Genomic DNA, 25,529 nt, shown 5'->3' with positions numbered 1-25,529 from the left:
TAAAGCCCAACTACAAACCTTTGGGCTAAAGCCCAACTACAAACCTTTGGGCTAAAGCCCAACTACAAACCTTTGGGCTAAAGCCCAACTACAAACCTTTGGGCTAAAGCCCAACTACGAACGTTTGGGCTAAAGCCCAACTACAAACCTATGCCCTATGTCTGAAGAACCCGTTATCGCTATTGAAAATCTCAACCATTATTTTGGCTCTGGCTCCCTCCAGAAACAGGTTTTATTTGACATCAACCTGGAAATCTACCCGGGCGAAATTGTGATCATGACCGGCCCGTCCGGTTCCGGGAAAACCACCTTGCTGACATTGCTGGGCGGTTTGCGCTCGGCGCAAGAGGGCAGTCTGAAAGTCACAGGCCAAGAACTGTGCGGTGCCGGCAAGAACCACCTGGTGCGTGTCCGGCGCAACATTGGCTATATTTTCCAAGCCCACAATTTGCTAAAATCTTTAACGGCGCGGCAAAATGTGCAGATGTCCCTGGAGCTGCACGATCATATCCCGCAGCGGGAGATGAGTGCCAGAGCATCGGCCATGCTAGAAGCCGTTGGATTGGGCAACCGCACTGATTACTATCCGGAAAACCTCTCCGGAGGACAAAAACAGCGGGTGGCAATCGCCCGCGCTCTAGTCAGCCATCCCAAAGTAGTTTTAGCGGACGAGCCCACAGCGGCTCTCGACAGCAAATCGGGTCGGGATGTGGTGAATCTGATGCAAAAGCTCGCCAAAGAGCAAGGCTGCACGATTTTGCTCGTCACCCACGACAATCGCATTTTAGATGTTGCCGATCGCATTGTCCACATGGAAGATGGGCGTCTGTCCAGTAACACTTAACATTTAAAATTTGGCATTTTTAACCGTCAGCGCCCGCCGGTTTTGCCGGTGCGCCCGCTAGTTTTGGATTCGCTGCCGCCGGTTTTGCCGGTGCGCCCGCTTTTCGATTCGCTGCCGCCAGTTTTGCCGGTGCGCCCGCTGGTTTTGGAATCCCGTCCGCCGGCAGCCGAGGGACTCTTCGCCGCCTGGGGCGGCTCCTGCTCCTCTGGAAAACCGGTTTGCTCACTATTCGATGCCGGTCCCCCTCGCCGTTTGGTAGCGAAGGTAACATTAACCCCTTCATTCGATTGCTCCAGCACCAGCAGCGGTGTGGGCTTGGCTTTTTGATCCCAGTGGATGTACGCCACTCGACCTTGAATCGTCGGCTGCCAGCTGTGATCGTCCTCTGCAGTGCTGAGATAGGTTTCAATGCAGTCAATGATTTGACCGATGGTGACCGAGGTGGGCTGAGTCGGCAATTTCGTTAATTTGACTTCAATGCGGAACAGCACCCCTTTAGTTGCCTTCGCCCCTTCGCCGGTTTCATACTCCAAATCAAAGCGCTCCTCAACTTGACGCCCCACCCCTCGCGTTTCATTCGTCGGGCGCAGGGCCAGCGAAATCTTATCTTTAACCTTGACTTTAATTTGATTGACAATAGCAAAGTGGAAGGTTTCATCTGCCATCCGCATTCTCAGATAATCCAGGTTAAACTCTCGCGAGTGAACGAGGTCTGGATTCTTTTCCATTTTGGTGATCGTGTCAACAGCCAGCTTGTATTTTTTTTGCAGCTCTCGATTTTTAAACTCCTCCATCTTCAGCTTCTTGGCCAGCTTGTCTAATTGCAGCTTCGCAACCACCCCTACCGCCAGCAGCAGCAACAGCAGCCCTCCCGAGGCTGCCATCCAGGTTTGATCGGCAGGGGCGCTGTTTCCTTTGGGCTTGGCAGGTTGCGCTTTAGCAGCAGCTAATAAGGGATCTACGAGAATGATATGGGCTGACATAGGCGGTTGCGGCTGGATTTAAGGTTTATTTGTATCTAGGATGCCCTTTCTGAAGGCAGTGGAGCTGGCAAATTCATAAAACTAAATCCTCAGGGGCTATCTGTCACGCACCCACCGGCAGCGATAGTTGCGCGCGTCGATATAGCAGAGGTAGGGGAAGCCGGCATAGCGGCCCAGCCCTCCTGGCCACCAAGGATCTAGAAACCAGTAAATTTGATTGCCGGTCAGCCCGTCGCAGTAAAATTCAATAGCGTCGCCGAGGCTGTGCCCGGTTCCTCCACCGGCACCGGCATTACTGCCCTCCGGAGAGTGCCAGCAGGTGATGTGAAAAGGCCGGCCAATGCGCTCTTGCGCCCGCTCAGCCAGACCGGCAATGCGAATCGCCGCATCCACTGTCGCTTGGTCGGGTGGCATCTTTGCCCCCCCGCCCGTCACTTGCGCCCAGGTAAAATAGCCGTCCGGAAGAATTGCGGCATGGATCTGGAGATTCTCCGGCGTCCACCGTTCCGGGCGAGCCCCGACAAGCGCCACCGGCCTGGGCGGGGCAACCGGATCCCCCGCTCTGGCCCGATTCATCTGCTTCAGGTCATCCAACAGCGCTCTCACCGCTTGCTCAAACGTCTCGAGCTCCCGCCAGAGTTGCGCCAGGCCGATCAGGGCTTGCCGCTGGCTGTCGAGTTCTCTATACTCAGCAGGAATCCTGCGGGCAAATTCCAGCAGCTCCCGGTCCAAGCCGGCGGCTGCAGACGCCAAAACCGCTGGGTCGCTCTTGCCCGCCTTTAGGGTTTCGCCACTGACTCCCAAGCTCACCAGTGCCGCCGTGCGGTTCTCCAGCCCATACCAAATTCGCACCGCTTCTGTGAGGGCGTTGCGCTGGTATCCCTTGCCGGAGTATGACTTCGCAAGCCGCACCGCCAAGGCGATTAAGGCGGGGTCGAGGATTTTCAGGTGAGTTTCGGCAGAGGTGTTTTTTCTCAGCGAGACGATCGCTGACTCCCTCGAGTCCAGCTGACGCCACAGCTGAGTCAGTCGCAGCAGCGCTTCCACCTGCTGCGGGTAGCCGCTCCACTTGCGGGCAATACCCTCAATAAATTGCATCAGAAGTCGATCTAAGTACGACTCATCATTCGTTTCAGCCGCTGAAACTGACATTTTATCTGCCAGTTTTGCCTTCGCTTCCCCCCCAGTGTCCAGCCCGTGCCAGATGCGGGCCGCTTCCAGCAGGGCCTCCCGCTGCCAGGGCAAGCCGGTATAGTAGCGGGAAATTCCACTCACCAGTGTTAGCAGCGCCCCCTCCAGGTAATCTAGATTTTGGGGGAAATCAGCGACCTGAGTGTCTCGGCTCCAGTCCTCCAGGTACGCTTGCAGCAGCATCTGGCTGTCACAGGCTTCTATGCGGGCGGCTGCGGTGTCGCTGCTGGCGGGCGCGTAACCGGCAGCAACTGTCTCGATGAACCGGTCCGTGTAGTGACCCTTTTCTGCGTGCCACAAGTCAGACGCCGCCCACCCCTCTTTGGCCAGATTCTCACTCAGACTGCGGATGGTACTGGCGGCACAGTGGATTTGTTCCGGCAACGTGTTGAGTTGCTCGAGCTTGATCCGGTTCGCTGGAGAAATCCCCAAACCCGTCTCTCCGTCCGCTAAGGACGGCTGGCTGTGGGCTCTGTACAGCGCTGCCAAAATCGGCTTGTGAATGCCGGCCCGCGCCGCTTCTTGGATGGATAGGTGATTTTGCCTGTCAGGTGAGAGTTTGGCCATAAATAAGCGTGCAATCAGCTTCTAGGATAGCCCCTACTTTATGCCTTTTTTAACCTTATCTCAGGCTCGTGCTGCCGGAAAGTTGAGAAATATTCGTCTGGTGGCCACGGATATGGATGGCACCCTGACGCGCCGGGGCAAATTTACCCCGGCTTTGCTGCAAGCCCTAGAGGATCTGGCTGCTGCCGGCATTCAAGTTCTAATTGTCACTGGTCGCTCCGCTGGGTGGGTGAGTGGGCTGGCCAGCTATTTGCCCGCTGCCGGTGCGATAGCCGAAAATGGTGGGCTGTTCTATAGAGCCGGTCAGGATGCGCCGGTGCCCATCACGCCCATTTCCGACTCTGCCGATCACCGGCAGCGGCTCGCTGATGCTTTTGCTTCCCTCAAGTCTAGGTTTCCCCAAATTCAGGAGTCAGGCGACAGCCGCTTTCGCATTACTGACTGGACATTTGATGTTGCCGGTCTGGTCCAGGCAGACCTTGACAAAATGAATTTTTTGTGCTATGAGCTAGGCTGGGGTTTTACCTACAGTTCGGTACAGTGCCACATCAAGCCGGTGGGACAGGATAAGGCTCAGGCTGTGCTGCAGGTGCTGCGGGATTATTTTCCCGCAATAGCGCCGGCGCAGGTTGTGACGGTGGGGGACAGTCCCAATGATGAGAGTTTGTTTGATGCCACCTGCTTTCCGGTTTCGGTGGGGGTGGCGAATGTGCTGGAATATGCCGGTCAGTTGCAGCACCTGCCGGTTTGCGTCACCGCCGGTGCCGAAGGAGACGGTTTTTGTGAGTTGGCGAGGTTTATTATAGAGGCTGCCGCCGCCGGCTGACTGTTCCCAACTCTTTGCTCGCCGGTATTGTAATACCAGAAACCGGGTTTCTTGGAATGGGAGCAATGAAATTACGGTCTGATAACCCAAAGAAACCCAGTTTATTACTGCTTTTCTGCCTGGGCTCAGGCTATCGCTAAAGTTTATGACTTTTTGGGATGCAAAAATTTTATAGGTCCGGGCCAATGATTGAGAACTTAGAGGCGCTTGCCTGCCAACCCCACCCCCTTCACCCTCACGGCTTTAACCCGCAAGCAAATCTGCCTTACGGGTGCACCGCCGAACACATTGAGCAGGCCATGAAGGAATTTCTCGACTTTCTCGGATTCCTCAACCAACAGCTCTGTGCCAAGGAACTAAACAGGCTTGAAGCCATGCTGATGCCGGCAAATTTTAGCAGTTTAGTCGGGGAATTTATGGCTTCTAGCATCCCTAAATACTGCCCCGGACTTGTCAAGAACCAATACCCAAACGGACATCCAGACTTAATCCCCGCCGGCATGTTTCCCAACAATTCCACTCCGCACGGGAAGCAGGGGATTCACATCAAAGGCTCTCGCTATAAAACTGCGTGGCAGGGCTATAACTCAGAAGACCTCTGGCTGGTCGTGTTTATTTTTGATAGCAACCGTCCTGCAGATGCCGGTCAGGGCATCCAGCCCAAACCTTTCCGGTTTGTCAAAGTTGTTGGCGCTTACCTCACAAAGAATGATTGGACATTTTCTGGGAAGGAAAGCAGTCGCCGGTCAATCGCGGCTAATGTCAAGCCGTCTGGCACTCAGAAGATGATTGCTAACTGGATTTATCAAGATCCTGGCCTCCTCTAGCGTCAAGGGCTGTGACGATCTCAGTTGCAATTTTCAGGTAAGCCTTCGAGCGCCGGCATTTTCAGAACCGCCAGTTTTGGAACTGCCGTGCACCTCCGTCGCCCAATACTCCAGATAGCGCTCGACTACAGCAACCGCCCTTTTTTGATGCAAAAATTTTATCTACCTGGGCCAATGAGTCAGAATTTAGAGGCGCTTGCGTGCCAACCCCACCCCCTTAATCCTAACGGCTTTAACCCTAGCGCAAATCTGCCTTAGGGGTGCCGAAAACATTCAGCTGGCCATGAATGATTTTCTAGACTTTCTTGGATTCATCCACCAACAGCTCTATCCCAAGGAACTAGATAGACTTGAGGCGATACTGATGCCGGCAACCTTTAGCGGTTTAGTTGGTGAATTTAGGGTTTTTAGCATTCCTAAATACTGCGCCGGGATTGTCAAGAACCAATATCATAACGGACATCCCGACTTAATCCCAGCGGGCCGGTTCCCGAAAAATGCCACTCAAAACGCTAGTCAGGGGGTTGAAATAAAAGGCTCTCGCTATAAGAGTGCGTGGCAGGGCCATAACCCAGAAAACATCTGGCTTATGGTGTTTATTTTTGATAGCAACCGTCCAGTTGATGCGGCTCAGGACATCCAGCCCAAGCCCTTCCGGTTTATCAAAGTTGTTGGACCTTACCTCACAGAGAATGATTGGACATTTGCTGGTCGCTCCGAAACCAGTCACCGGACAATAACCGCCAGTGTTAACCAGTCCGGTTCCCAGAAAATGATTGGCAACTGGATTTATCAAGCTCCCCGGCTACCATAGCGTCAATTGCTTGCCTGTTAGGCTCTCAGTCTGGTTTTTCACGTCAGTCTTCTCAGCCGGCATTTTCAGAGCAGCCAGTTTTGGAATTGCCGTGCGGCTCATCTCGTAATACTCCAGATAGCGCTCGACACCAATACAGCAAACGCCCACAGCTTCCGCCGCCGCTACTGTAGAGCCGGCACCCATAAAAGGATCGGCAATAATACCCTCACCCAGCGGCAAAGCAGCGTGAACGACCGAGCGGAGAAAAGATTGCGGTTTTAAACTCGGGTGGCTGGCAATATTTCGCTCTTGTTTCGGTGTCCTCTCACTGAGGATTACATCACTGAACGGGTTGCCATCAGGAATTCGCCTTAAACCGCCGGTTTGGAATTCTCGCAGACAGTCGCTGAGTTTCATTCCGGACGGTATCGGCTTCCGCAGAATCCCCCACGGCTCATAACATCCTCTCGGCATTGACGATACGTTAGGAAACTCCTCTTCGGCGTTTTTCGGGCGATCGCCACCGCGAAGAGTTCTGACAAGACGAATTAATTCCCCGCGAAACTCCAAGCCACCTTCAACCAGAGCGCCGAAAACTAGCTGTGAGAGAAAAGCATTACTCGCCATGAAAACATGGCCCCCTGGACGCAGGACGCGCACTGTCAGCTTTGCCCATTCGGAAAAGAAACACTTCAAGGTTTCTCGCTCTTTCTGGGTGAGTGCTGTAAAGCGCGGTAGGGGAGAGCGTTTGTGTCCGTCAAATGAGGGTGGAATTCTCCATATACCGCCCTTTCCATTTTCCCTTCTTGCAATCTGGTCGAAATCATACTCTTTAACCCCGTAGGGCGGATCGGTGACGACCCCATGAATGCTGTTTTCAGGAATTCGGCTCAGCCACTCGAAACAGTCTGCCTGCAAAATCGCACACCGGCCTATTTGTTCTGATTGGTAATCGAGCGCCAACTGGAGCATGACTTTAATCTGCCTGGTTTCATATTTACACTATAACATAAGCGGAACGGGAATAGTAGGGTGCGTTCCCTTTGGGAACGCTACTGCAGGGGCTGGGGGGTGGGTTTCGGCTTGTATCCTCCCCCCTAACCCAACCGAAACCCTTCAGGTAACAGCGCAGCCGCCGGCATTTCCTTGACCCCCTCGCGCCCTTGAAAAATCACAGTCGCCTCCGCGCCAAACTCCCAGATAAACTGCCGGCAAGCACCGCAAGGAGAGCAAGGCACCTCGCGCTGATTAACAACTGCGATTGCCCTAATTTCCATGCCCTCACCCTCAGCAGCAACCGCTGAGCAGATAGCCACCCGCTCCGCACAAATCGTCAGTCCGTAAGAAGCATTCTCAACATTGCAACCGGCAAATACATTCCCCCGTTGCGTCAGCACAGCAGCACCGACACGAAACTGCGAATAGGGCGCATAAGCCTGTCTCACAGCCTGCCGCGCCGCCACCAGCAGCTGCGAGCGATCGCTATCAGAAATCCTTAAATTATTCATAGAACTTCATCTTAAATATTAGAGAGTCTTCGCGAGCATCAATATTAAGCTGTTAGACTAATATAGCAACAGACAGTCTGTTTAGGACACGCTTGACAGGCCGTTCCGTGCGGGCGCGTACTGAGGCAACGCCTGTCCTAGGAAGTATAGACGTAGGTACGGCGTTCGCCGGGCCTCATACCCTCAAAGTCTAATGTCCTAACCTAACTGGCTACTGCTATAATGCTGCCTGTCTGCCCAAAGTCGGCGGAGCCGACAGAGCCTCGTTCCCAGCCTGAGGCTGGGAACGAGGGGAGGATTTAGACGCGCTATATCACTCGCCGGCTGCCGGTGGTGCCGGCGGCTGGGGCTTCTGCATCACCAGCACCTTATCAACCCGATTGCCATCCATATCCACCACTTCAACGCGCAAGTCATTCCACTCAAAATGGTCGGCGGCGGTGGGGATGCGCCCCAGCTGAGTAATCACAAACCCGCCCATTGTGTGATAGTTCCCCCGCTGCTCTTCTGGCAACTCCGCCATCTCAAACAGTTCAAAAAACTCCTCCACCGGCAGCATCCCATCCAGCAGCCAGGAACCGTCCTCACGCCGCACTGCTTGCGGCTCATCGTGATTTTCCACCGAAGGAATATCACCCACAAGCTCCACCAAAATATCGTTGAGCGTCACCAAACCCTGAATCACCCCATATTCATCCACCACCAGGGCGATGTGAGTGCTCGACTGCTTGAACAGCTCCAGAACCTTCAGCCCCCGCGTGCTTTCCGGCACAAACAGCGGACGCCGCAACTTAGCCGTCAGGTCAAGCCGCTGTCCCGCCAGAGACTGCGCCAGCAAATCAGTAACATGCACGACCCCCAGCACATTGTCAAGACCCCCCTGGCACACCGGCAGCCGGGAGTGAGCGCTATTAACGATCTTCTGCCGGTTCTCGTCCGGCGAATCCTCAAGCTCCAGCCAGACAATATCCGGTCGCGGCGTCATCAGCGCGCTAGCCGGGCGGTCGCCCAAGCGAAACACCCGCTCCACCATATCCTGTTCCGCTTCCTCAAACGTTCCCGCCTCCGTGCCCTGCTCAATTAAAACCTTAATCTCTTCCTCAGTCACCTGTGGCTCTGTAGAAGGTTTAATCCCCAGCAGCCGCACCACCATATCCGTAGAAGCGCCCAGCAGGTGAACAACAGGCGCAGTCACGCTCGCCAGCATCCGCATCGGGATAGCCACCGCAGTCGCAAGCGGTTCTGGGTTATTGAGCGCCAGCCGTTTGGGCACCAGCTCCCCAATAATCAGGGTCAGGTAGGTGATCAGCAAAACCGCCACTACAGATGCGATCGTTTCACTGTACGGTGCCAGCGAGGGAATCAGATGCAAAATCGGCCTGAGTCTGTGAGCGATCACCGACTCACCGAAGGCACCCGAGAGAATCGCAATCAGAGTAATTCCAATCTGAACTGCGGGGAGGAACTTATTCGGGGCGTTCGCCAGCTCCAGAGCCATGCGGGCCTTGAGATCGCCCTGGTTGGCCATCTGCTGCAGCCTCGCCTTCCGGGACGAGACGATGGCCATTTCTGACATCACAAACAGGGCGTTGGCGAGGATCAGTAGAAAAACAATCAGGATGTCAATAGTTGAGGACATTTTTAAAATTGCCGGCGCTAGCGGCTAGCTTGAGCGCCAGAGCACCTGTGACTGCTATTGCAACCGGCAAAGGAAAGAGTGCGAAGACTCTGGCTATATAGAAAGTAGCATTTCCCGCGAAAACTCTGCCGGCACTGCAGTCCACCGCCGGGAAGGCGCTCTTAATGTAACCAATCTTTTACAATAATCTAAATACGCACACATCTGTGCTCTTTCCCAAAAACGAGTTAAGCGTTCGCACAACTCATGGCCCTCTCTTCCATCATCCGCGCCCTGGGGCGCTCCCAGCTCACCGCCGAACTGCTCAACAAACTGCACCGGCACCGCAGTCTGCGGCTTTCCGGCATCCCCCGCCCCCCCAAAGGCTTGGTCGCCTCTGCCCTGGCGCAGCTTGAGGGGCGCAATTTGCTGGTCGTCACCGCCACCCTGGAAGAAGCCGGTCGCTGGGCAGCCCAGCTAGAAGCTATGGGCTGGGAAACCGTTCATTTTTACCCCACCTCTGAGGCGTCGCCCTACGAACCCTTTGACCCCGAATCCGAAACCACTTGGGGCCAAATGCAAGTCCTCGCCGATTTGGTGCAGGGGGAAAAAAACATGGCCATTGTGGCCACAGAGCGCGCCCTGCAACCCCACCTGCCGCCCCCAGACGCCTTCCGCCCCCACTGCCTCACCCTCAACCGGGGGATGCTGTGGGACTTGGCGACTTTCAGCGAGAAGCTGGCCCAGCTGGGTTACGAGCGCGCCCCTCAGGTGGAAACCGAAGGTCAGTGGAGCCGGCGCGGCGACATTATTGATGTGTTTCCGGTGGCGGCTGAACTGCCGGTGCGCTTGGACTGGTTTGGCGACGAGCTGGAGGATTTGCGCGAATTTGACCCGGCAACGCAGCGCTCGCTTGACAAAATAGACCGGGTTGTGCTAACGCCGACGGATTTTGCGCCGGTGGTGATAGCGGCTTTGGGGATGAACCGCATTGACGCCAAAGACGCCAAGGAGGAAGGGGAAGAAGAGAGGGGTGTGCGCCGGCTGCTGGGTTTGGCTTTTGAGCAACCGGCCTCCCTGCTGGATTATTTGCCGGAAGCCGCGCTGGTGGCGGTAGACGAGCCGGAGCAGTGCCGCGCTCACGGGGACCGGTGGTTTGAAGAGGTGGAGCAGCACTGGCTGGCGGTTGGATCGCCGGCATCCCTGCCGAAAATCCACCGCTCTTTTGCGGATTCGATGGCGGCGGTGGCGGGTTTCCTCAGGGTGGAACTGTCGGAACTGGTGGAGGAGGTTGGCAGCAAATCGGCGGGTGCCGGCTCGAATTCGCTGAATTTGGCCAGCCGCCCCGTGCCGGTGACGCCTCACCAGTTTGCCAAAATTGCGGAAATTGTTCGCGGGGAGACCAGTAAGGGGTTTTCTGTGTTCCTGGTTTCGGCGCAGCCTTCGCGCTCGGTGTCCCTGCTGCAAGAGCACGACTGTCCGGCGCAGTTTGTTCCGAATCCCCGGGATTTCCCGATGATTGACAAGCTGGCTGTCTCTCACACGCCGGTGGCGCTGAAGTATTCTGGGCTGGCGGAACTGGAAGGGTTTATTTTGCCGACGTTCCGTCTGGCGGTGGTTACTGACCGGGAGTTTTTTGGCCAGCACGCCCTGGCGACGCCCAGCTATGTGCGCAAGCGCCGGCGGGCGGCGTCGAAGCAGGTAGATCCCAACAAGCTGCGTCCGGGAGATTATGTGGTTCACCGGCAGCACGGGGTGGGCAAGTTTGTCAAGCTGGAAAGTCTCACCATCAATAAAGAAACGCGAGACTATTTGGTGGTGAAGTACGCGGACGGCACTCTGCGGGTGGCGGCGGACTCGCTCGGGGTGCTGTCGCGCTACCGCACGGCTGAGGGGAAGGCTCCGGAACTCAACAAGCTGACCGGCAAGGCGTGGGAAACCACTAAGAATAAGGTGCGCAAGGCGGTTAAGAAGCTGGCGGTGGATTTGCTGAAGCTCTACGCCAAGCGAGCCCAGCAGCAGGGGTTGGCCTACCCGCCTGATTCGCCCTGGCAGCAGGAATTGGAGGATTCTTTTCCTTACCAGCCCACGCCTGACCAGCTGAAGGCGACTCAGGACGTGAAGCGGGATATGGAGAGCGAGCGCCCGATGGACCGGCTGGTTTGCGGGGATGTGGGGTTTGGCAAAACTGAGGTGGCGATTCGGGCGATTTTTAAGGCGGTGACTGGAGGAAAGCAGGTGGCGCTGCTCGCGCCGACGACGATCCTGACGCAGCAGCACTACCACACGCTGAAGGAGCGCTTCGCTCCCTACCCAATTCAGGTTGGGCTGCTCAACCGCTTCCGCACTCCTGAGGAGCGCCGGGACCTCCAGCGCCGGCTGGTGACAGGGGAGCTGGATGTGGTGGTGGGAACTCAGGCGATTTTGAGCAAGGGGGTGGCGTTCCGGGATTTGGGGCTGCTGGTGGTGGATGAGGAGCAGCGGTTTGGGGTGGCGCAGAAGGAGAAGATTAAGACTCTGAAAACTCAGCTGGACGTGCTGACGCTCAGCGCCACGCCGATTCCCCGCACGCTTTATATGGCGCTGTCGGGGATTCGGGAGATGAGTGTGATTGCGACGCCGCCGGCGTCCAGGCGTCCGATTCAGACGCACCTGTCGCCTTATGACCCGGAAACGGTGCGCAGTGCGATTCGCCAGGAACTGGACCGAGGGGGGCAGGTTTTCTATGTGGTGCCTCGGATTGAGGGGATTGAGGAGATTGCCGGTCAGCTGCGGGAGATGATCCCTGGGGCGCGGATTGCTCTGGGACACGGGCAGATGGATGAGTCGGAGCTGGAAGCGACGATGCTGGCGTTCAGTGCCGGTGAGGCGGATATCCTGGTTTGCACGACGATTATTGAGTCGGGGCTGGATATCCCCAGGGTGAATACGATTTTGATTGAGGATGGCCACCGCTTCGGTCTGGCTCAGCTTTACCAGCTGCGGGGGCGCGTGGGGCGTGCCGGCATTCAAGCTCACGCCTGGATTTTTTACCGCCGGCAGAGCCAGCTGACTGATGCGGCAAAAGCCCGGTTGCGCGCGATTCAGGAGTTCACTCAGCTCGGTTCGGGCTACCAGCTTGCAGTGCGCGATATGGAAATCCGGGGGGTGGGGAATCTGCTGGGCGCTGAGCAGTCTGGCCAGATGGATGCTATTGGGTTCGATCTGTATATGGAAATGCTCGAAGAGGCGATTCGCGAGATTCGCGGGCAGGAAATCCCTCAGGTGGAGGAGACTCAGATCGATTTGCACGTTACGGCTTTTATTCCAGCGGACTATATCCTGGATTTGGATCAGAAGATGAGCGCTTACCGCACTGTGGCGTCTGCCGGCTCTCGCGAAGAGCTCAGCCAGATTGAGGCGGACTGGCGCGACCGCTATGGGCCCGTTCCTGCAGCCGCACAGCACCTGTTTCGCCTGGTGGAATTGAAGCAGCTGGCCCGGAGGCTGGGCTTCTCTCGCATTAAGCCTGAGGGCAAGCAGCACGTTGTTCTGGAGACGCCTATGGAGGAGCCAGCTTGGAATTTGCTGAAAGCTAAGCTCCCCGAACACTTGCACGAGAAGTTTGTCTGCACTCCGGGGAAGGTGACTGTCCGGGGAATGGGGGTGCTCGGCGCTGACAAGCAGCTGGAGTGCCTGATCGACTGGCTGGGCAAAATGCACGGCGCTCTCCCAGAACCGGCTCTCGTCTGAGTTGGTTGGGATTTTACGCATCAGAAACCCGGTTTCTGGAAGAAACCGGGTTTCTCAGCATCTGGCTCCGTGCTGTAAAATTTCACAAGTTGCGGTTAAATAGTTTTCTTAAAACGGCGCGGTTGGTTGTGGGATAACTACCAAATGCGTCACTGCAACAGTCGCAAACCGGAAAGATTAATGAGAAGTAATTAAACGAACTGCCCCTACCGCACTTCCGCCCGGCCACAATGGCGGGATGGTCAGCTGTTCGGCTAATAATGCTGCCTGTCTGCCCAAAGGAGGCAGTCGCGACGATCTGCTCACACCCCCACCAATGAAAATGTGTGGGCCAGAACCCGACGGTAGGGCTAAAGCCCAACTACGAACCTTTTCAAGGCAGAGCCTCCAGGATGGCCTCGCCAAAAATAAAGCCAACTATCAATTTGTATTGAGAATTGACAGTGTGCCATAGAGGTTTATCAATAACATTTACAGGTTTTATACAGATTTTAGGCGATTCAGAACACGGCACTGCGGTGATATCGCTCACAGTTTAAATTGCTGGTTCGAGCTAGGAGCCGGTGCAACTCAGCTGTCTCAATCCCTATCAATCTGGGGTCGTACCCTCAGGTGCTGAGTGTCCGGAGTGAAAATACTTCTCAGGGTACTTCTCATTTGATTGCAGGAGTTTTTAGATTAGATGTAGAGCAACCCTGCAGGCTCCCTCAGGGAAAACTCAGTTTGACAGAGATTCCTTTACGCTTTGTTTACAGGTTTTCACGGAGTGCCTCGCGCTCGTGATTCGGCTTCCCAGGCGTCAGAGTCTCATAAGAAAAGCTAACACTCAGAAAAACCGCAGATTATACACCGGCATCAGGGCTGAGTGCTTTTTCTCATGGCCGGTTTCTGAAGTCAGCTAAACTTTATCCTGATATTTAGGATTTTTATCGGTTCCCTGAAGGAACAATCCCTTGGCTCGGGTATCTTATAAATAGAGGTGCTCGAAACCAGTCCCTCCCTCGCACAATCAAGCAGGAGAACTTATGAGTGTGATATTGGCAGATCGTGTAAGTCAGACTCTCCCCTGTCAGGCGCAAACTCCTGACAGGACTCAGGCAAAAACTAGGGGCGCTCAATTTCCCAAGTTCCAGATCGACCCATTGCGTCCAGTGCGCCAGCAGCTTGACCGCATTGAAATTCGCAATCCTAACGTGGCTAAGTTTATCTACAAGGCGATTCCAGATCAGTGTCCGTTTGCCAGGGATATCAAGCTTTTCGGGCGGAAGATAGCCCAGATCCCACCACTGTGCAAGCTCAACCCGCTGTATGACCAGCTGGTCGGTCTGCGTTTTCGCGCCCTCTGCTATTTAGTCGATCAGTGCGGAATGGAACTCTAGTTCCCGCCTGCTGATACAAACTCGTTAAAACCTTTTATACCAATTTCGGATGCAAGGATTTTGGATGTAAGGATTTTGGATGCAAGGATTTTGGATTGGGGAACCTATAAAAACTCAACCCTCAACCCTCAACCCTCAACTCTCAACCCTCAACCCTCAACTCTCAACTCTCACCCCTCAACTCTCAACTCTCACCCCTCACCCCTCACCCCTCAACTCTCACCCCTCACCCCTCACCCCTAAATCCTCACCCCTCACGTCTCAATCCTAACCCCTCACCCCTCACCCCTCACCCCTGACAGTGGTGGGCCGGCGCACCCTGCAGTAAAATAAACTGTCCGCAGGGTCGGGTTTATCAATATTCTCTGTTCCCCCCCCAGATCGCTGTCGCAACCCCGCCCCCTCTCGCGGATATGGCCAAGCAGCCGGCCAGCCCGCACTGCAGTTTTGCCGGCACGCAGCAACTCCCACCGCCCGCATGCGGGCGGTGCGCAACTGCCGGTGAGCAGCTACAGTATGTGATTGAAGGCTTAAGCAAAAAGCCTAGCGTCCCCCATCCAATTTTTATTATAGTTTAGATGGGTAATGCCTGTCAACTCCCCCATCGGGGGTTTGCTAGTGTTGGGCGCTAAGCCACGATCTCGTTGAAGGGTGTCGGAGTTTTTAAAGTCATGCGACAGGTTGCAAGCATTGTTTGTCTGACCGCTTTTGTGCACTTCTTTCCTGTTGCCGTTCAAGCTCAACAACCTATTGCTTCCATCGACCGGGTTGTTGGGGCTGGGTTGATGAGCTACTTTCCAGATGGACAATTTCATCCAGAAAGAGTCCTGACTCGCGCAGAACTGGCAGCTGTTTTAGTGAAAACTTTTAAGCTCGATAAGCGAAAGACGGCCCAAGAACAGAGCCTTATTCTGGTTTCTGATGTCAGTAACTCTCACTGGGCCTATAATGACATTCAGGTGGTTCTCAAAACAGGAGTGATGAACAGCTATAGGGATGGTCTGTTTTTCCCAGATCGAAAAATAACTCGGGCAGAAGCTTTCGCTATCTTCGCTCAGGCTTATGGCGTGTTCCAATTGCCTGAGGAAACTATTGCTTCAATTCTAGCCAAGTATCGAGATTCAGATGAAATACCGGACTGGGCGCAAAAACCTATGGCCACAGCCCTGTCTGAGGGGTTTGTGAACGTCGAGACGAACAAGAATCTGATTAATCCTTTAGAACCGATGAGGCGGCAGGATATGGTTTACTCCTTGAGCAAGTATTTGGAGCGGCAGCAAAAACCGGCTGACATTTCCAATCCAATTCAATAAATGCTAGCCTGAAACAGTAGATTTAGGGTGCGCTCCCCGCTTTGGGCTTTCATGCGGTGTGCCGGGAGAGAGGGAGCGCACCCCGCACGGGAGGAAACAGACAGTGGAAATTGCACAAACGGCGGAAATAAAAGTAGAGCGGGAGCCGGTAGGGAAAACCCTTGAGGAACTGCGCGTCTCTAGCTGGCCAATTTGGGAAAAGGAAGTCTCGGAATTTCCCTGGACTTATGACAGCCAGGAAATCTGCTATCTCCTGGAAGGAGAGGTGCTTGTGACTCCGGAAGGTGGGGAGCCGGTGGAGATCCGCAAAGGGGATTTGGTGACGTTTTCCGCCGGCATGTCCTGCACTTGGAAGGTTCTCAGCCCTGTGAGAAAGCACTATTATCTGGAGTAATCTGTTCAGAGTATAGTGGCTCATTTGTTTGATGAAGCACCAGAAACCCGGTTTCTTAAAAAAACCGGGTTTCTATCTCACCCTACAAAATTATCAATTGCACCCGGGTGGGGCGAACACCGGCGCGCCGGGGGTGCCGGTGGGGGGTTCGGCGGTGAGAGTCACCTCGCCGGTGGGGCCAATAACCCACCCTTGGGCCTCTACAGGGGAAGAGCCGGGATTTGGGGATTTGGGGATTACTCTAAGTGTTCGAGAGGCGATAAATTCCGTCTCTACTTGAGGGGTAGACCGGATAAATTCGGTTTCTATAGCAATTTTGGAGGCATGGATGCGAGGATTTTGGGTTAGATCAAGATCGCAGCGGCGTCAGAGCAAAATCAATCCAGCGGAACCAGGTAAACGTTTTCTGGATTTTCGCGGCCTTTGAGCTGGAGGCTGCCGATAAATTTTCTGGGGAATTTGCCTCCGAGATACTGGCAAGTTCCCTCACTGATTAAAATCCGGCAAATGCCGCCCTCAAGAGACTTATCATAACTTTCTAGGCGAGAGGCGATATTCACCGTATCTCCGATGATTGTGTAGTCCACCCTTTGGGTGCAGCCCAAGCTGCCGGCGACGACAGTGCCGGTGGCAATTCCCACCCGCATTGTCAGTTTCGGACGTCCCTGCAGCCGCCACTGATCGTTGAGCGAGCGCAGTTTTTTCCCCATTGCCACCGCGCAACACACCGCTGCAATCGCATCCGCCGAAATTTCTTCTTCTGTCATGCGGGGGATAGGAACGCCAAACACAGCCATGATAGCATCTCCAATAAATTTGTCAATCACCCCATCGCAGTCGAGAACAGCAACCGCCATTGCGCTCATGTATTCATTAAGCAAGGACATTAGGGTGGCGGGGTCGGTGTTTTCAGCGATAGTGCTGAAGCCTTGCAAATCCGTAAACAGCACCGTGGCCGTCATTTTTTGCCCCACGAGCTTACCTTGCTGCAGAAACTGGTTGCGTTCGCGCCAAATTTGGTCAGCAATTTTGGGGGTGACGTGCCGGCCAAAAAGATTCATCACAGTTTGCCGGTCTTGGTGTTCTTGCTGGGCAATGTAACTGACGATAGCGATCGCAGCCCCCGCCAGCGCCAGTGCCGGCGGAACCACCGGCACCCACCAGCCATTTAGGAAAAGAAAGTAGGCTGCCGAAATCATACTGCTACAAGCCAGCAGTAAAATATAAACAGTCCTGAGCGAGACTTTTGACACCCACCCCAAAGTCGCACCGGCACAAGACCAGAAAAAAATCCACAGCCACTCCGCAGGCTCATCCCAGACATTTAACAGGGGGCGGCTGTCGAGCGCCGCACTCAAAATCTGGCTGGCGATATGGGCGTGAATTTCCACCCCAGGCATTCGCACCGGCACAGCCAGCAGACTGCTGCTGTAGGGAGTTAAAAACAGATCGTTGAGACTCGGTGCGGTTGAGCCAATCAAAACAATGCGATCGCGCATCAAATCAGGCGGGATTCGATTTTCTAACACATCCGTCATCGAAACCGTGGGGAAACTCTTTCGCCGCCCCCTAAAATTTAGCAAGAGCTGGTAGCCGCCGGCATCAGCGCGGACATAGCCGCCATCCTCCCCTTTAAACCGCACAAATACCGCCTTTCCCAACTTCACAGACTTATCCGGCGTCTGCGCCGGCTTAATGCCTTCCGCCTCCAGATACATCAAAGCCAGCTGCGCCCCCAAACCCAATACAGTTTTGCCATTCTTAGCCCTCACAGACAGCAAACCCCGGCGAACTTTGCCATCCGCATCCAGCACCAGATCGGCGGCGCTGACTTGATTGCGGCGCAAAAGTTCCGGGGGCGGGCTAACAGCAGCTCCGTAAATATCCCCAACAACTTTCTCAATTCCAATTATATTAGGTGAGGATTGAAAAACTTTAACTAATTCCTGATGTCCGGGCGGCACCGGCAAATCTCGATAAACATCTAAACCAATCGCCCGGGGCTGCTGCTGTTTCAATTTTTCGAGCAATTGAGCCAGGACAGCATCCGGAATTGGCCACTGCCCTGCCTTTGTGATATCGGGCTCGTCAATGGCGACAATCACAATCCGCGCGTCAGCCGGTTCAGGAGGGCGCAGCCGAAAAAATTGATCCAGAGCCGCCCACTCCAGTAACTGCAGCAATCCAGCCAAGCGCAGGGCGATCGTCAATCCCGCCGCAGCCGGAGCCGCAATTAAAATCCCGCGCCACTCCCAAATTCCCTGTCTGAGTTTTGCCCGCATATATCAGCTTACTGGATATCTGCGGCTATTTTGCCTCAAGTAAAGGCGTTTCCGCCACAGTTTCCAAACCGGCTGACTTCAGCAATTCTGCCCACTGCTCTGCGACTTTCCTGCTGTCAGGCTCCTGGCGGCGAGCTTCAGCCAGATTTGCCACCGCTTCCAGCCAAAGGCCATTTTTTTCGTAAAAGGCGGCGCGTTCCAGCGGGCTTGTTAACGCTTCTGCTTTTGCCAAGGTTGAGCTAATTTCGGTTCGCTGCAGGAAGCCATTTAACACCAAGTTCCCACTATAATCTGCGCTATCACAAATAAGTGAAAACTGCCAAGTATAATTTTTTCCTATCTCTAAAGCCGGGGCGCTAGGGGGAATGCTGACGCTAACAATCCCTGGCTGTCCAGAAATTTCCATCTCCGTTTGGTAAATCTCACTCTCCTTTTCGTCTTGCAGGCTAAACCCCACCTTACTTGCATAAGTCTCAGGAATATAAAACAGCAGCGTCGGACGTTCTGCTACTGTCATAACAATTTTCACTCTCGCCGGAACCAAAGCGGTTAAAACAGATTTTTCTTGTGCGTCCTTTTCGCATCCCCCTCGCGTTGCCCCTCCTGCTGTTCCTGTAGGGGCTCCTTCCTGTGGGGGCGGCTCGAAGCTCGCGCTTATTTTCGGGGGGTGGGGAGTGATGCTCTCAACCGCCCGCCCCACTTTCGGCAGAGAGTCAGAAGCATAAGAATCCGAGAGTTTATTAAAGCTGGCGTTCGCTATTTCTTGGCTCCTGTCGATTTTCCCTGTCACAGGCTGCCGGTGGATTTCTTTATTTCCAGACACTGCAACTGGCTGGCTGCTGATCTCGGACTGTGAGAGTGCCGGTGCTGCCAACCCGAAAACTAGCGCCATATCCGCACAGATGCTAATATATAATACCCCCCTGTTTTGGGCGAACTTCATCCCTGCCATGATAGATTTGCCTCCTGGTGAAATGAGCAACCCAGCCTCACGTTAAGAAACCGGGTTTCTTTCCCTGAAAAAAACCATTTTTTATCTGGCCAAAATCACCCCGGTTTTTGAAAGTGCCGCACCCTGCAGCCAATTCCCCACCCCTATTAAGGGTGCCCAGAAATAGGATTCTTATATCTTCCCTTTCACAGAGTCAGGTGGGAGAGCCTCGGCTTTGCTCACTCCGGGTTGGGCGAGTTCGCGGCAAAACTGAGCCATCTGGGAGCCGGTGGCGGCGTCGCTGACTGCCGCCGCAGCGTTGCAACTGTGCTGCGCGCGCCAGAACGCACCGCCACGCGCGCCAGTCCCAAAGCCGCAAGGGCTGTCACCGGCTGCTTTCTGGCAAGTGCTCAGAGCCATTAATTCCAAGTTTGCGGGCTGATTTTGGTCACTGGATCGCACCAAGCTTTCAAACGACTTGACTTTGATTCTATCATCCCAGGTGAGAATAAACGTCCGATCTGCATTGGCACTCTCACTGAGCGCCTGCTGCCTGGTGGGTGGCGGGAAAGGAAGCTGCACTGATGAAGGCGAATGCAAGCTGCAGCTGGCACCAGTCCAGCTTCAAGAGTGTCTTTCCGGACACCAGCGCGGAGATTTGTTTGATTTGCCCCAAGACAGCCGGCAGTTGCGAAAAGCCCCCTCGCGCCATACAAAATCGGAAGGCTTCCCTCGTACTGACTGCCGGCTCAGTCGTACTGACTGCCGGCTCAACCGTACTGACTGCCGGCTCAACCGTACTGACTGCCGGCTCAACCGTACTGACTGCCGGCTCCGTCGCACACAGTGCCGGCACCGTCGCACAGATTGCCGGCACCGTCGCACAGATTGCCGGCACCGTCGCACAGATTGCCGGCACCGTCGCACAGATTGCCGGCACCGTCGCACACAGTGCCGGCACCGTCGCACAGATTGCCGGCACCGTCGCACAGATTGCCGGCTCCGTCGTACAGATTGCCGGCTCCGTCGTACAGATTGCCGGCTCAGTCGTACAGATTGCCGGCTCCGTCGCACAGATTGCCGGCTCAGTCGCACAGATTGCCGGCTCAGTCGCACAGATTGCCGGCTCCGTCGCACACAGTGCCGGCTCCGTCGTACTGACTGCCGGCTCCGTCGTACAGATTGCCGGCTCAGTCGTACTGACTGCCGGCTCAGTCGTACTGACTGCCGGCTCCGTCGCACAGGGTGCCGCTCGTCTTTTTTTCTTCCTTCTTGGCGCTCCTCACGAGCGCGGTATAGCAGCAGTCATATTGATTAGAACCATAGAAGCTTCGGGAGCGGAGGAGCAAGGGAGGCCGGAATGTACGTTTCCTAAATGCTTACTGCTATATAGACGTAGGGCAGGCGTCCCGCCCCCCCTGAAGGTCTAATGTTCTAACCTAAGTGCATACGGCTATACATTATGAAGACTTGTGAAAAATTGCTGAAGTTTACCGGCAGCCAGCAGCAGGGGGGAGCACCGGCGCGCCGGGGGTGCCGGCTCCTGGTTCGGCGGTGAGAGTCACCTCGCCGGTGGGGCTGACAGCCCACCCTTGCGCTTCGACGAGGGAAGCGCCGGGATTTGGGGATTTGGGGATTTCTGTTTGCAATCGCCAGCGGTTGTGTTCCTCGGGTTCCTGCGGTGCGCCCCACTCGACCAAAACGGTGCCACCGCCGAGCAGGGCGGTGGGGGCGGGTGGCAATCCGCCTTTGCCGGTGACGGTGAACCGGCTCCCCTGGAGCGTTTCAGCGGAGCACCGGCGGTCAATCAAGCCGGTGGCATCGGTGAATTGGACTGCGGGAACGTCAGCCGGAGTGAAGCTGGCATACCCCTCTACTTTCAGTTGCCCAACGGCGTTGATGGTGCTGTCTGGGGACTGGAAGATGGCTACATCTGACTCACCCAGGGGTTTTATGGTGATATTGCTGCCGCCTCTAGGATCGGATGCGCTGGTGACCAGGCGGCTGCCTTCCAGCAGGACGAGGGTCCGGGCGTTAATGGCGATATTGCCGTCGAAAGTGATATTGCCGGTTTTGCTGCCGGCGGCGGAGATTTCACTGGCGCGCCGCAGCTGTATGTTCTGCGCGTCCAGGGTTATATTTCCGCCTTTACCTGTTTCGGAGGCAGCGGTGAGAGTTCCCCGGAGATCGAGGCGGAGGTCGCCGGCTGTAACTTTGAGGTTGCCTGGAGTTCCTGAGCCCAAGCCCCTGACGCTGACTTCAGCCCCATCCCGCACCGCCAGCACAGGAGTGGTAATTGTGACATCTCCAGCACTGCCGGCATTTTCTGTAGCGGCAGTTCCAGCCGTCAGCAGACTCGGAGAGCGCCCGTCGGCTGAGGTGCCGGTCACTTCCACGGAGTCGGAGGCGCGCACTTCCACAATTCCCCCATTGCCCAAGCTGAGAGTGCCAGATCCCATCAATGCCCCACCCCGGACAGTCACCCGTCCGGTTTGAACTGTCAGGTTGCCGGCATTTCCTGTACTGAGAGTCCCAGCGCCCAGAGCGCTGGGGTTACTCTCGGGTGAGGTGCCGCTCACTTCTACAAACTCGGAGGCGGTAACACTCACAGAACCGGCATCGCCGGCGCTAAGGGTTATAGCCGTCACTAGCCCCCCATCCCGAACCGTCAGCTGCCTTGTCTGAACCGTCAGGCTGCCAGCATTTCCTGTGCTGAAGGTGCCTGCCCCCAAACTGCTGGGATTCTTCCCACTGGCGGAGGTGCCGCTCACTTCTACTGACTCAACAGCGGTAACACTCACAGTTCCCGCATTGCCGCCGCTGTTAGTGGCAGCACCTATCCGTGCCCCATCCCGGACAGTCAGCCGCCCGGTTTGAATGCTGAGGCTGCCGGCATTTCCTGTACCGAAGGTGCCAGCCCCCAAAACGCTGAAGAGTTGCTCGTCGGGTGAGGTGCCGGTCACTTCCACGGAGTTAGAAGCTGTAACGCGCACCGTTCCGGCATTGCCCGAGCTGTAACTGAGAGCAGCGAGGAATGCCCCATCTCGGACAGTCAGCCGCCCGGTTTGAACCGTCACGGTGCCGGCATTTCCTGTGCTGTAAGTCGAAGCGCCAGATCCGCTGAAAAAGTGCCGGTCGGGTGAGCTGCCGAAAAGTTCCACCAACTCGGAAGCTGTTACGGCTAAGGTGCCTCCGGGCTTTGATCCGAAGGTGTCAGCAACCATCAGGGAGCCATCTCTGAGCGTCAAGCGCCGGGCTCGCACCTGGATATCTCCGCCCCCTTCCCCACTGGCACTGACTCCAGCCGCACCGGCAAGCTGGATGTCCCCAAAGTTCGGCACGCCAGCATAACCGAGAGCGAATCCTTTATCTGCTGGCGTCAGGCTCACCAAACCCTCCCCGCGAACGCTGCCCAGTTCAATCCGCCCTGCCGGTGCTTTCAGGAAACCGCCTTGGAGGGAAATATCGCCGCCGGTTAGGGATAGGGTTTTCCCTTGCGCGGCACGCAAGCCGGTGGGACTTTCTAAAAAGTTTTGCTGAAATTGCTTTTGCTGTTCAGGTGTTGACAGATCCTCTCCCGCCGGCAGGCTCAAACCTGGTCCGAGCACTCGAATGTTTCCCGGATTCGGTCCGAATTGCAAGCCAACCGGCACGCTGACGGCGAGCAACGGTGGGGATTGGGGGTTGGTGGCGCTGAAGTCGGCACCGCCGGCAAATTTGACACTCCTCGCCGCACTGGCGATCAATGACCCCCGCAAGTCCAGCTGAGCCTCCCGCCCGAAAATTATGCCGTTGGGGTTGATAAAAAATAGGTTGGCACTGCCGCTGACTCCCAGGGTGCCGAAAATGTTGGAGGGGTTGCTGCCGGTGACGCGAGTCAGAATGTTCTGTATCTGTGAGGGATTGCTGAAATAGACGGCTCGCCCAGCTCCTATGTTGAATTCCTGAAAGCTGTGGAACAGGTTCGCTCCCCGTATCGCCCCGCCATCGATACGGTCGCGCAGTTCGGTGATGGGGGTGACGGTGGAGCGTTCTCCGCCTAAGGTGGCATCGGGCGCAATTTGGGCGAATGTTATTGTATCACAAATTCCGGCAAATGTCAAGGTCAAGCCGGTGAGTATTAAAGATTTTTTTTGCATGGTTGCTAACGCGGAAGACTGCCTAATATCAATTTAGGATTTTGGATGCCCGGATTTTGGATCAAAAATAGGTTGCCATTGCCCAACACGCCCAGGGTGCCGAATATATTGGAGGGGTTGCTGCCGGTGACGCGAGTCAGAATATTCTGTATCTGTGCGGGATTGCTGAAATAGACTCCCCGCCCTTCCCCAATGTTGAATTCCCGAAAGCTGTGGAACAGGTTCGCGCCCCAAATCGCCCCCCCATCAATGCGGTCTATTTGCCCGTCAATCGGTTTGACAGCGGAACTTTCTGCGCCCAAGGTGGCATCGGGCGCAATCTGGGCTGCCGCGCTATTACCACATAACAGTGCGGACGTCAAGGCTAAACCGGCTAAAGTTAAATCTTTTTTTGCCGAAAGCCCGCTCCGCCACGCTCCCAGGCTTCCCCAGGGAATGCCTTGCGGGTTGGGGAGAGCGTTTTTTGCCTTTTTTGAGTCATCCTGAGCATTTGTACTTCCTAAAAGACAGTCGTTCTCGCTTCCGGGAGCCTCCCACTTTTGAATCCGGGAGTAGGTGCGAACGCCGAATGTCGCGTTTCTATGATTGCCCCACGCCGGCGTGTATCGTGTTTTTACAGATGTAATTTTGCGCTCGCCCGTCTGCCAGCCAAAATTTTACGCATCTTCCGGTAACAATCTCAGGATAGCACAAAGCCGCCAGCAAAAATACTGAAAGCGGCTGCCTGACGGGAAAATTTAATTTATCGAAACTTCATGATAAGTGCGGAAATTTTATTTGGATCTTTACACAATTTTTTTTAGCTTTTTGTATCGTTATAAATATGAACCGTTAACACTATTAACCGTTCGGACACTCACCGGCTGGTGAACTTATGCGTCTACTGTTCTTTCTTATACTGCGCTCCGTGCGTCAGTGGCTCGTCAGAGTGGAGATTCGCAACCCTCTAGTTGCTTCTGCTATTTCGTTGATGAGTGCGGCGCGGACACCCAATATTTTTCCTGAATCAGAGATAGTAGGAATTATGATTTTATTTCACCGCTCGTCAGGTAGAAGGCCGAGCCATTTTAGATTTTAGATCACTAGCCAAATTGCTTATAGCAATAGACAGCTCAGTAAGGGACACGCTCGTCGGAGGAAACGCAATTCCTACGAAGTCTAGGCGTAGGGCAGGCGTCTCGCCTGCCCCCTGTCCATTACTGAGCTGTCCACTGTCACACACCTTCCAGGACCGCCGTCAAGGCTGTCCCAAAGGCTGTTTCACGGATTAATCTGCTGTGGCCAATTCCGTGCTGCCGCGCGTGCGCCGGCGAGTCAGGGTGTTAAACAGCATCTGGCCAATCGCTAGGATTAAGTTGCCTTCCAATTCGTTGAACATCTTCATGTTCATGCCAAAGGCAGCATTGGCCTCATCTACAATTTCGTCAGCTTTGGCCTCATCCACCGGCAAGTCGTCCATCGCCTGCCGGTAGGTGGCTTTGAACACTTTCTCGTCGGGGATGTCCTGGAATTCGTAGAAGGCTGTGCCCTCTCCATCGGTCAAGTTCATCGCCTGCTGGGCAATTTTCTTGAGAATTTGGCCACCGGACAGGTCGCCCAGGTAGCGGGTGTAGCAGTGAGCCACCAGCAGTTCCGGCGCGGTGTTGGAGATGTCCCGAATCCGCTGCACATAAGCTTGACCTGCCGGTGAGGGAGCCACGTGATCGCGCCAGCTCGCACCGAAGTAGAACTGCAAGTCTTGCTCCAAGCTGCTCTTGCGGTTCAGCTGCGGGAAGTACACTTTCGAGAGGATGGGGTGATCGCGGTGACGCTCCATCTCTTCTTCCATCGCGGAGTACACGAAATAAAGGTTGGCCACCAGCTTGCGGTAAGAGGTCTTCTCGACGACGCCTTTTAAGAAGCACTTGATAAAACCGACATTTTCTGCCATCGTGTGGGACTTTTTGGTGCCCTCACGCAATTTGGTCGCTAGATTGGAGGTCATGCTAAATTTCTCAACACTAAAATCGACGGCTGGAGTGTTAAGGCGGCCAGAGCCCAAAAATCCACCCAAGAGTTTTAGATTAAGGCTATTTGATGAGAAATTATGTTAAGAATTCTTAAGCAGCCGGCCAGCACGGCTAGGGGTGGGGCGCAGGGCGCAGGGCGCAGGGCATGGGGCACCGGGCATGGGGCATTGCTCATCCTCCCGCATAAAGT

The 25,529-nt window shown here is 55.1% G+C and carries 23 protein-coding genes; 12 read left to right on the top strand and 11 right to left on the bottom strand.

Features of this window, described 5'->3' with window-relative positions:
* The first annotated feature begins 157 nt into the window (after window positions 1-157).
* Window positions 158-844, top strand: a complete 687-nt coding sequence (locus tag OSC10802_RS0102315; RefSeq protein ID WP_017715174.1) for a DevA family ABC transporter ATP-binding protein — start codon at window positions 158-160, stop codon at window positions 842-844.
* 26 nt (window positions 845-870) lie between these two features.
* On the opposite strand, the gene OSC10802_RS0102310 is transcribed toward OSC10802_RS0102315, so the two are convergent.
* Both OSC10802_RS0102310 and OSC10802_RS0102305 read right to left on the bottom strand, forming a co-directional pair.
* Window positions 871-1,827, bottom strand: coding sequence for a hypothetical protein (locus tag OSC10802_RS0102310; RefSeq protein ID WP_017715173.1), 957 nt, complete (start codon window positions 1,825-1,827; stop codon window positions 871-873).
* A 96-nt stretch (window positions 1,828-1,923) separates the two neighbouring features.
* Entirely contained in the window at window positions 1,924-3,585 is a 1,662-nt protein-coding gene (locus OSC10802_RS0102305) for a hypothetical protein (protein ID WP_017715172.1), read from the bottom strand.
* Between the two features lie 40 nt (window positions 3,586-3,625).
* On the opposite strand from OSC10802_RS0102305, the gene OSC10802_RS0102300 reads away from it, so the two are divergent.
* The 3 genes from OSC10802_RS0102300 (at window position 3,626) to OSC10802_RS38345 (ending at window position 6,052) form a co-directional block, all read left to right on the top strand.
* The gene (locus OSC10802_RS0102300) at window positions 3,626-4,411 is read left to right on the top strand and encodes an HAD family hydrolase (RefSeq protein WP_017715171.1); all 786 of its coding nucleotides are present in this window, start codon (window positions 3,626-3,628) and stop codon (window positions 4,409-4,411) included.
* A 185-nt stretch (window positions 4,412-4,596) separates the two neighbouring features.
* Entirely contained in the window at window positions 4,597-5,238 is a 642-nt protein-coding gene (locus tag OSC10802_RS0102295) for a hypothetical protein (protein WP_017715170.1), read from the top strand.
* Between the two features lie 283 nt (window positions 5,239-5,521).
* Window positions 5,522-6,052, top strand: coding sequence for a hypothetical protein (locus OSC10802_RS38345; protein WP_017715169.1), 531 nt, complete (start codon window positions 5,522-5,524; stop codon window positions 6,050-6,052).
* Here OSC10802_RS38345 and OSC10802_RS38340 read toward each other — a convergent pair.
* From OSC10802_RS38340 to OSC10802_RS0102275, 3 genes are all read right to left on the bottom strand, one after another.
* A complete protein-coding gene (locus OSC10802_RS38340; RefSeq protein ID WP_017715168.1) occupies window positions 6,044-7,006 on the bottom strand; it encodes a DNA-methyltransferase in 963 nt (320 codons plus the stop codon). The two genes, OSC10802_RS38345 and OSC10802_RS38340, sit on opposite strands and share 9 nt — an antisense overlap.
* Window positions 7,007-7,131: 125 nt before the next feature.
* Window positions 7,132-7,542 carry a cytidine deaminase gene (cdd, locus tag OSC10802_RS0102280; protein WP_017715167.1) on the bottom strand — a complete coding sequence of 137 codons (411 nt, stop codon included), beginning with the start codon at window positions 7,540-7,542 and terminating at the stop codon, window positions 7,132-7,134.
* A 313-nt stretch (window positions 7,543-7,855) separates the two neighbouring features.
* A complete protein-coding gene (locus OSC10802_RS0102275; protein ID WP_017715166.1) occupies window positions 7,856-9,181 on the bottom strand; it encodes a hemolysin family protein in 1,326 nt (441 codons plus the stop codon).
* Window positions 9,182-9,427: 246 nt separating this feature from the next.
* On the opposite strand from OSC10802_RS0102275, the gene mfd reads away from it, so the two are divergent.
* The 7 genes from mfd (at window position 9,428) to OSC10802_RS0102235 (ending at window position 16,258) form a co-directional block, all read left to right on the top strand.
* Window positions 9,428-12,892 carry a transcription-repair coupling factor gene (gene mfd / locus OSC10802_RS0102265; RefSeq protein ID WP_017715164.1) on the top strand — a complete coding sequence of 1,155 codons (3,465 nt, stop codon included), beginning with the start codon at window positions 9,428-9,430 and terminating at the stop codon, window positions 12,890-12,892.
* A gap of 1,025 nt (window positions 12,893-13,917) precedes the next feature.
* On the top strand, window positions 13,918-14,271 hold the full coding sequence (locus tag OSC10802_RS55385) for a Mo-dependent nitrogenase C-terminal domain-containing protein (protein ID WP_017715163.1): 354 nt from the start codon (window positions 13,918-13,920) through the stop codon (window positions 14,269-14,271).
* Window positions 14,272-14,350: 79 nt separating this feature from the next.
* A complete protein-coding gene (locus OSC10802_RS48630) occupies window positions 14,351-14,542 on the top strand; it encodes a hypothetical protein (protein ID WP_155967323.1) in 192 nt (63 codons plus the stop codon).
* A 142-nt stretch (window positions 14,543-14,684) separates the two neighbouring features.
* Complete coding sequence (locus tag OSC10802_RS48625) at window positions 14,685-14,849, top strand: hypothetical protein (protein WP_155967321.1); 165 nt, start codon at window positions 14,685-14,687, stop codon at window positions 14,847-14,849.
* A gap of 93 nt (window positions 14,850-14,942) precedes the next feature.
* Window positions 14,943-15,584 carry an S-layer homology domain-containing protein gene (locus tag OSC10802_RS0102245; RefSeq protein WP_017715161.1) on the top strand — a complete coding sequence of 214 codons (642 nt, stop codon included), beginning with the start codon at window positions 14,943-14,945 and terminating at the stop codon, window positions 15,582-15,584.
* 103 nt (window positions 15,585-15,687) lie between these two features.
* Window positions 15,688-15,978, top strand: a complete 291-nt coding sequence (locus tag OSC10802_RS0102240; RefSeq protein WP_017715160.1) for a cupin domain-containing protein — start codon at window positions 15,688-15,690, stop codon at window positions 15,976-15,978.
* A gap of 31 nt (window positions 15,979-16,009) precedes the next feature.
* A complete protein-coding gene (locus tag OSC10802_RS0102235; protein ID WP_017715159.1) occupies window positions 16,010-16,258 on the top strand; it encodes a hypothetical protein in 249 nt (82 codons plus the stop codon).
* Window positions 16,259-16,355: 97 nt separating this feature from the next.
* Here the strand turns inward: OSC10802_RS0102235 and OSC10802_RS0102230 are convergent, their stop codons facing one another.
* The 3 genes from OSC10802_RS0102230 to OSC10802_RS0102220 form a co-directional block, all read right to left on the bottom strand.
* Window positions 16,356-18,260: a CHASE2 domain-containing protein gene (locus OSC10802_RS0102230; RefSeq protein ID WP_017715158.1), complete on the bottom strand. Its 1,905-nt coding sequence runs from the start codon at window positions 18,258-18,260 to the stop codon at window positions 16,356-16,358.
* A gap of 25 nt (window positions 18,261-18,285) precedes the next feature.
* A complete protein-coding gene (locus OSC10802_RS45325) occupies window positions 18,286-19,212 on the bottom strand; it encodes a DUF928 domain-containing protein (protein WP_052334288.1) in 927 nt (308 codons plus the stop codon).
* Between the two features lie 171 nt (window positions 19,213-19,383).
* Window positions 19,384-19,773, bottom strand: coding sequence for a hypothetical protein (locus OSC10802_RS0102220; protein WP_026098095.1), 390 nt, complete (start codon window positions 19,771-19,773; stop codon window positions 19,384-19,386).
* Window positions 19,774-19,775: 2 nt separating this feature from the next.
* On the opposite strand from OSC10802_RS0102220, the gene OSC10802_RS48620 reads away from it, so the two are divergent.
* Complete coding sequence (locus OSC10802_RS48620) at window positions 19,776-20,621, top strand: methyl-accepting chemotaxis protein (RefSeq protein ID WP_017715156.1); 846 nt, start codon at window positions 19,776-19,778, stop codon at window positions 20,619-20,621.
* Between the two features lie 60 nt (window positions 20,622-20,681).
* Here the strand turns inward: OSC10802_RS48620 and OSC10802_RS47315 are convergent, their stop codons facing one another.
* From OSC10802_RS47315 to OSC10802_RS0102195, 3 genes are all read right to left on the bottom strand, one after another.
* Window positions 20,682-23,330 carry a two-partner secretion domain-containing protein gene (locus OSC10802_RS47315; protein WP_017715155.1) on the bottom strand — a complete coding sequence of 883 codons (2,649 nt, stop codon included), beginning with the start codon at window positions 23,328-23,330 and terminating at the stop codon, window positions 20,682-20,684.
* 5 nt (window positions 23,331-23,335) lie between these two features.
* On the bottom strand, window positions 23,336-23,692 hold the full coding sequence (locus OSC10802_RS0102205; RefSeq protein WP_017715154.1) for a two-partner secretion domain-containing protein: 357 nt from the start codon (window positions 23,690-23,692) through the stop codon (window positions 23,336-23,338).
* A gap of 905 nt (window positions 23,693-24,597) precedes the next feature.
* The gene (locus OSC10802_RS0102195; protein WP_017715152.1) at window positions 24,598-25,314 is read right to left on the bottom strand and encodes a biliverdin-producing heme oxygenase; all 717 of its coding nucleotides are present in this window, start codon (window positions 25,312-25,314) and stop codon (window positions 24,598-24,600) included.
* Window positions 25,315-25,529: the final 215 nt, after the last annotated feature.

Source organism: Kamptonema formosum PCC 10802, from assembly GCF_000332335.1.
Classification (GTDB): Bacteria; Cyanobacteriota; Cyanobacteriia; order Cyanobacteriales; family Oscillatoriaceae; genus Oscillatoria.
The sequence above is the reverse complement of the archived record's forward strand: the minus strand, read 5'-3'. Positions and strand labels throughout refer to the sequence as shown.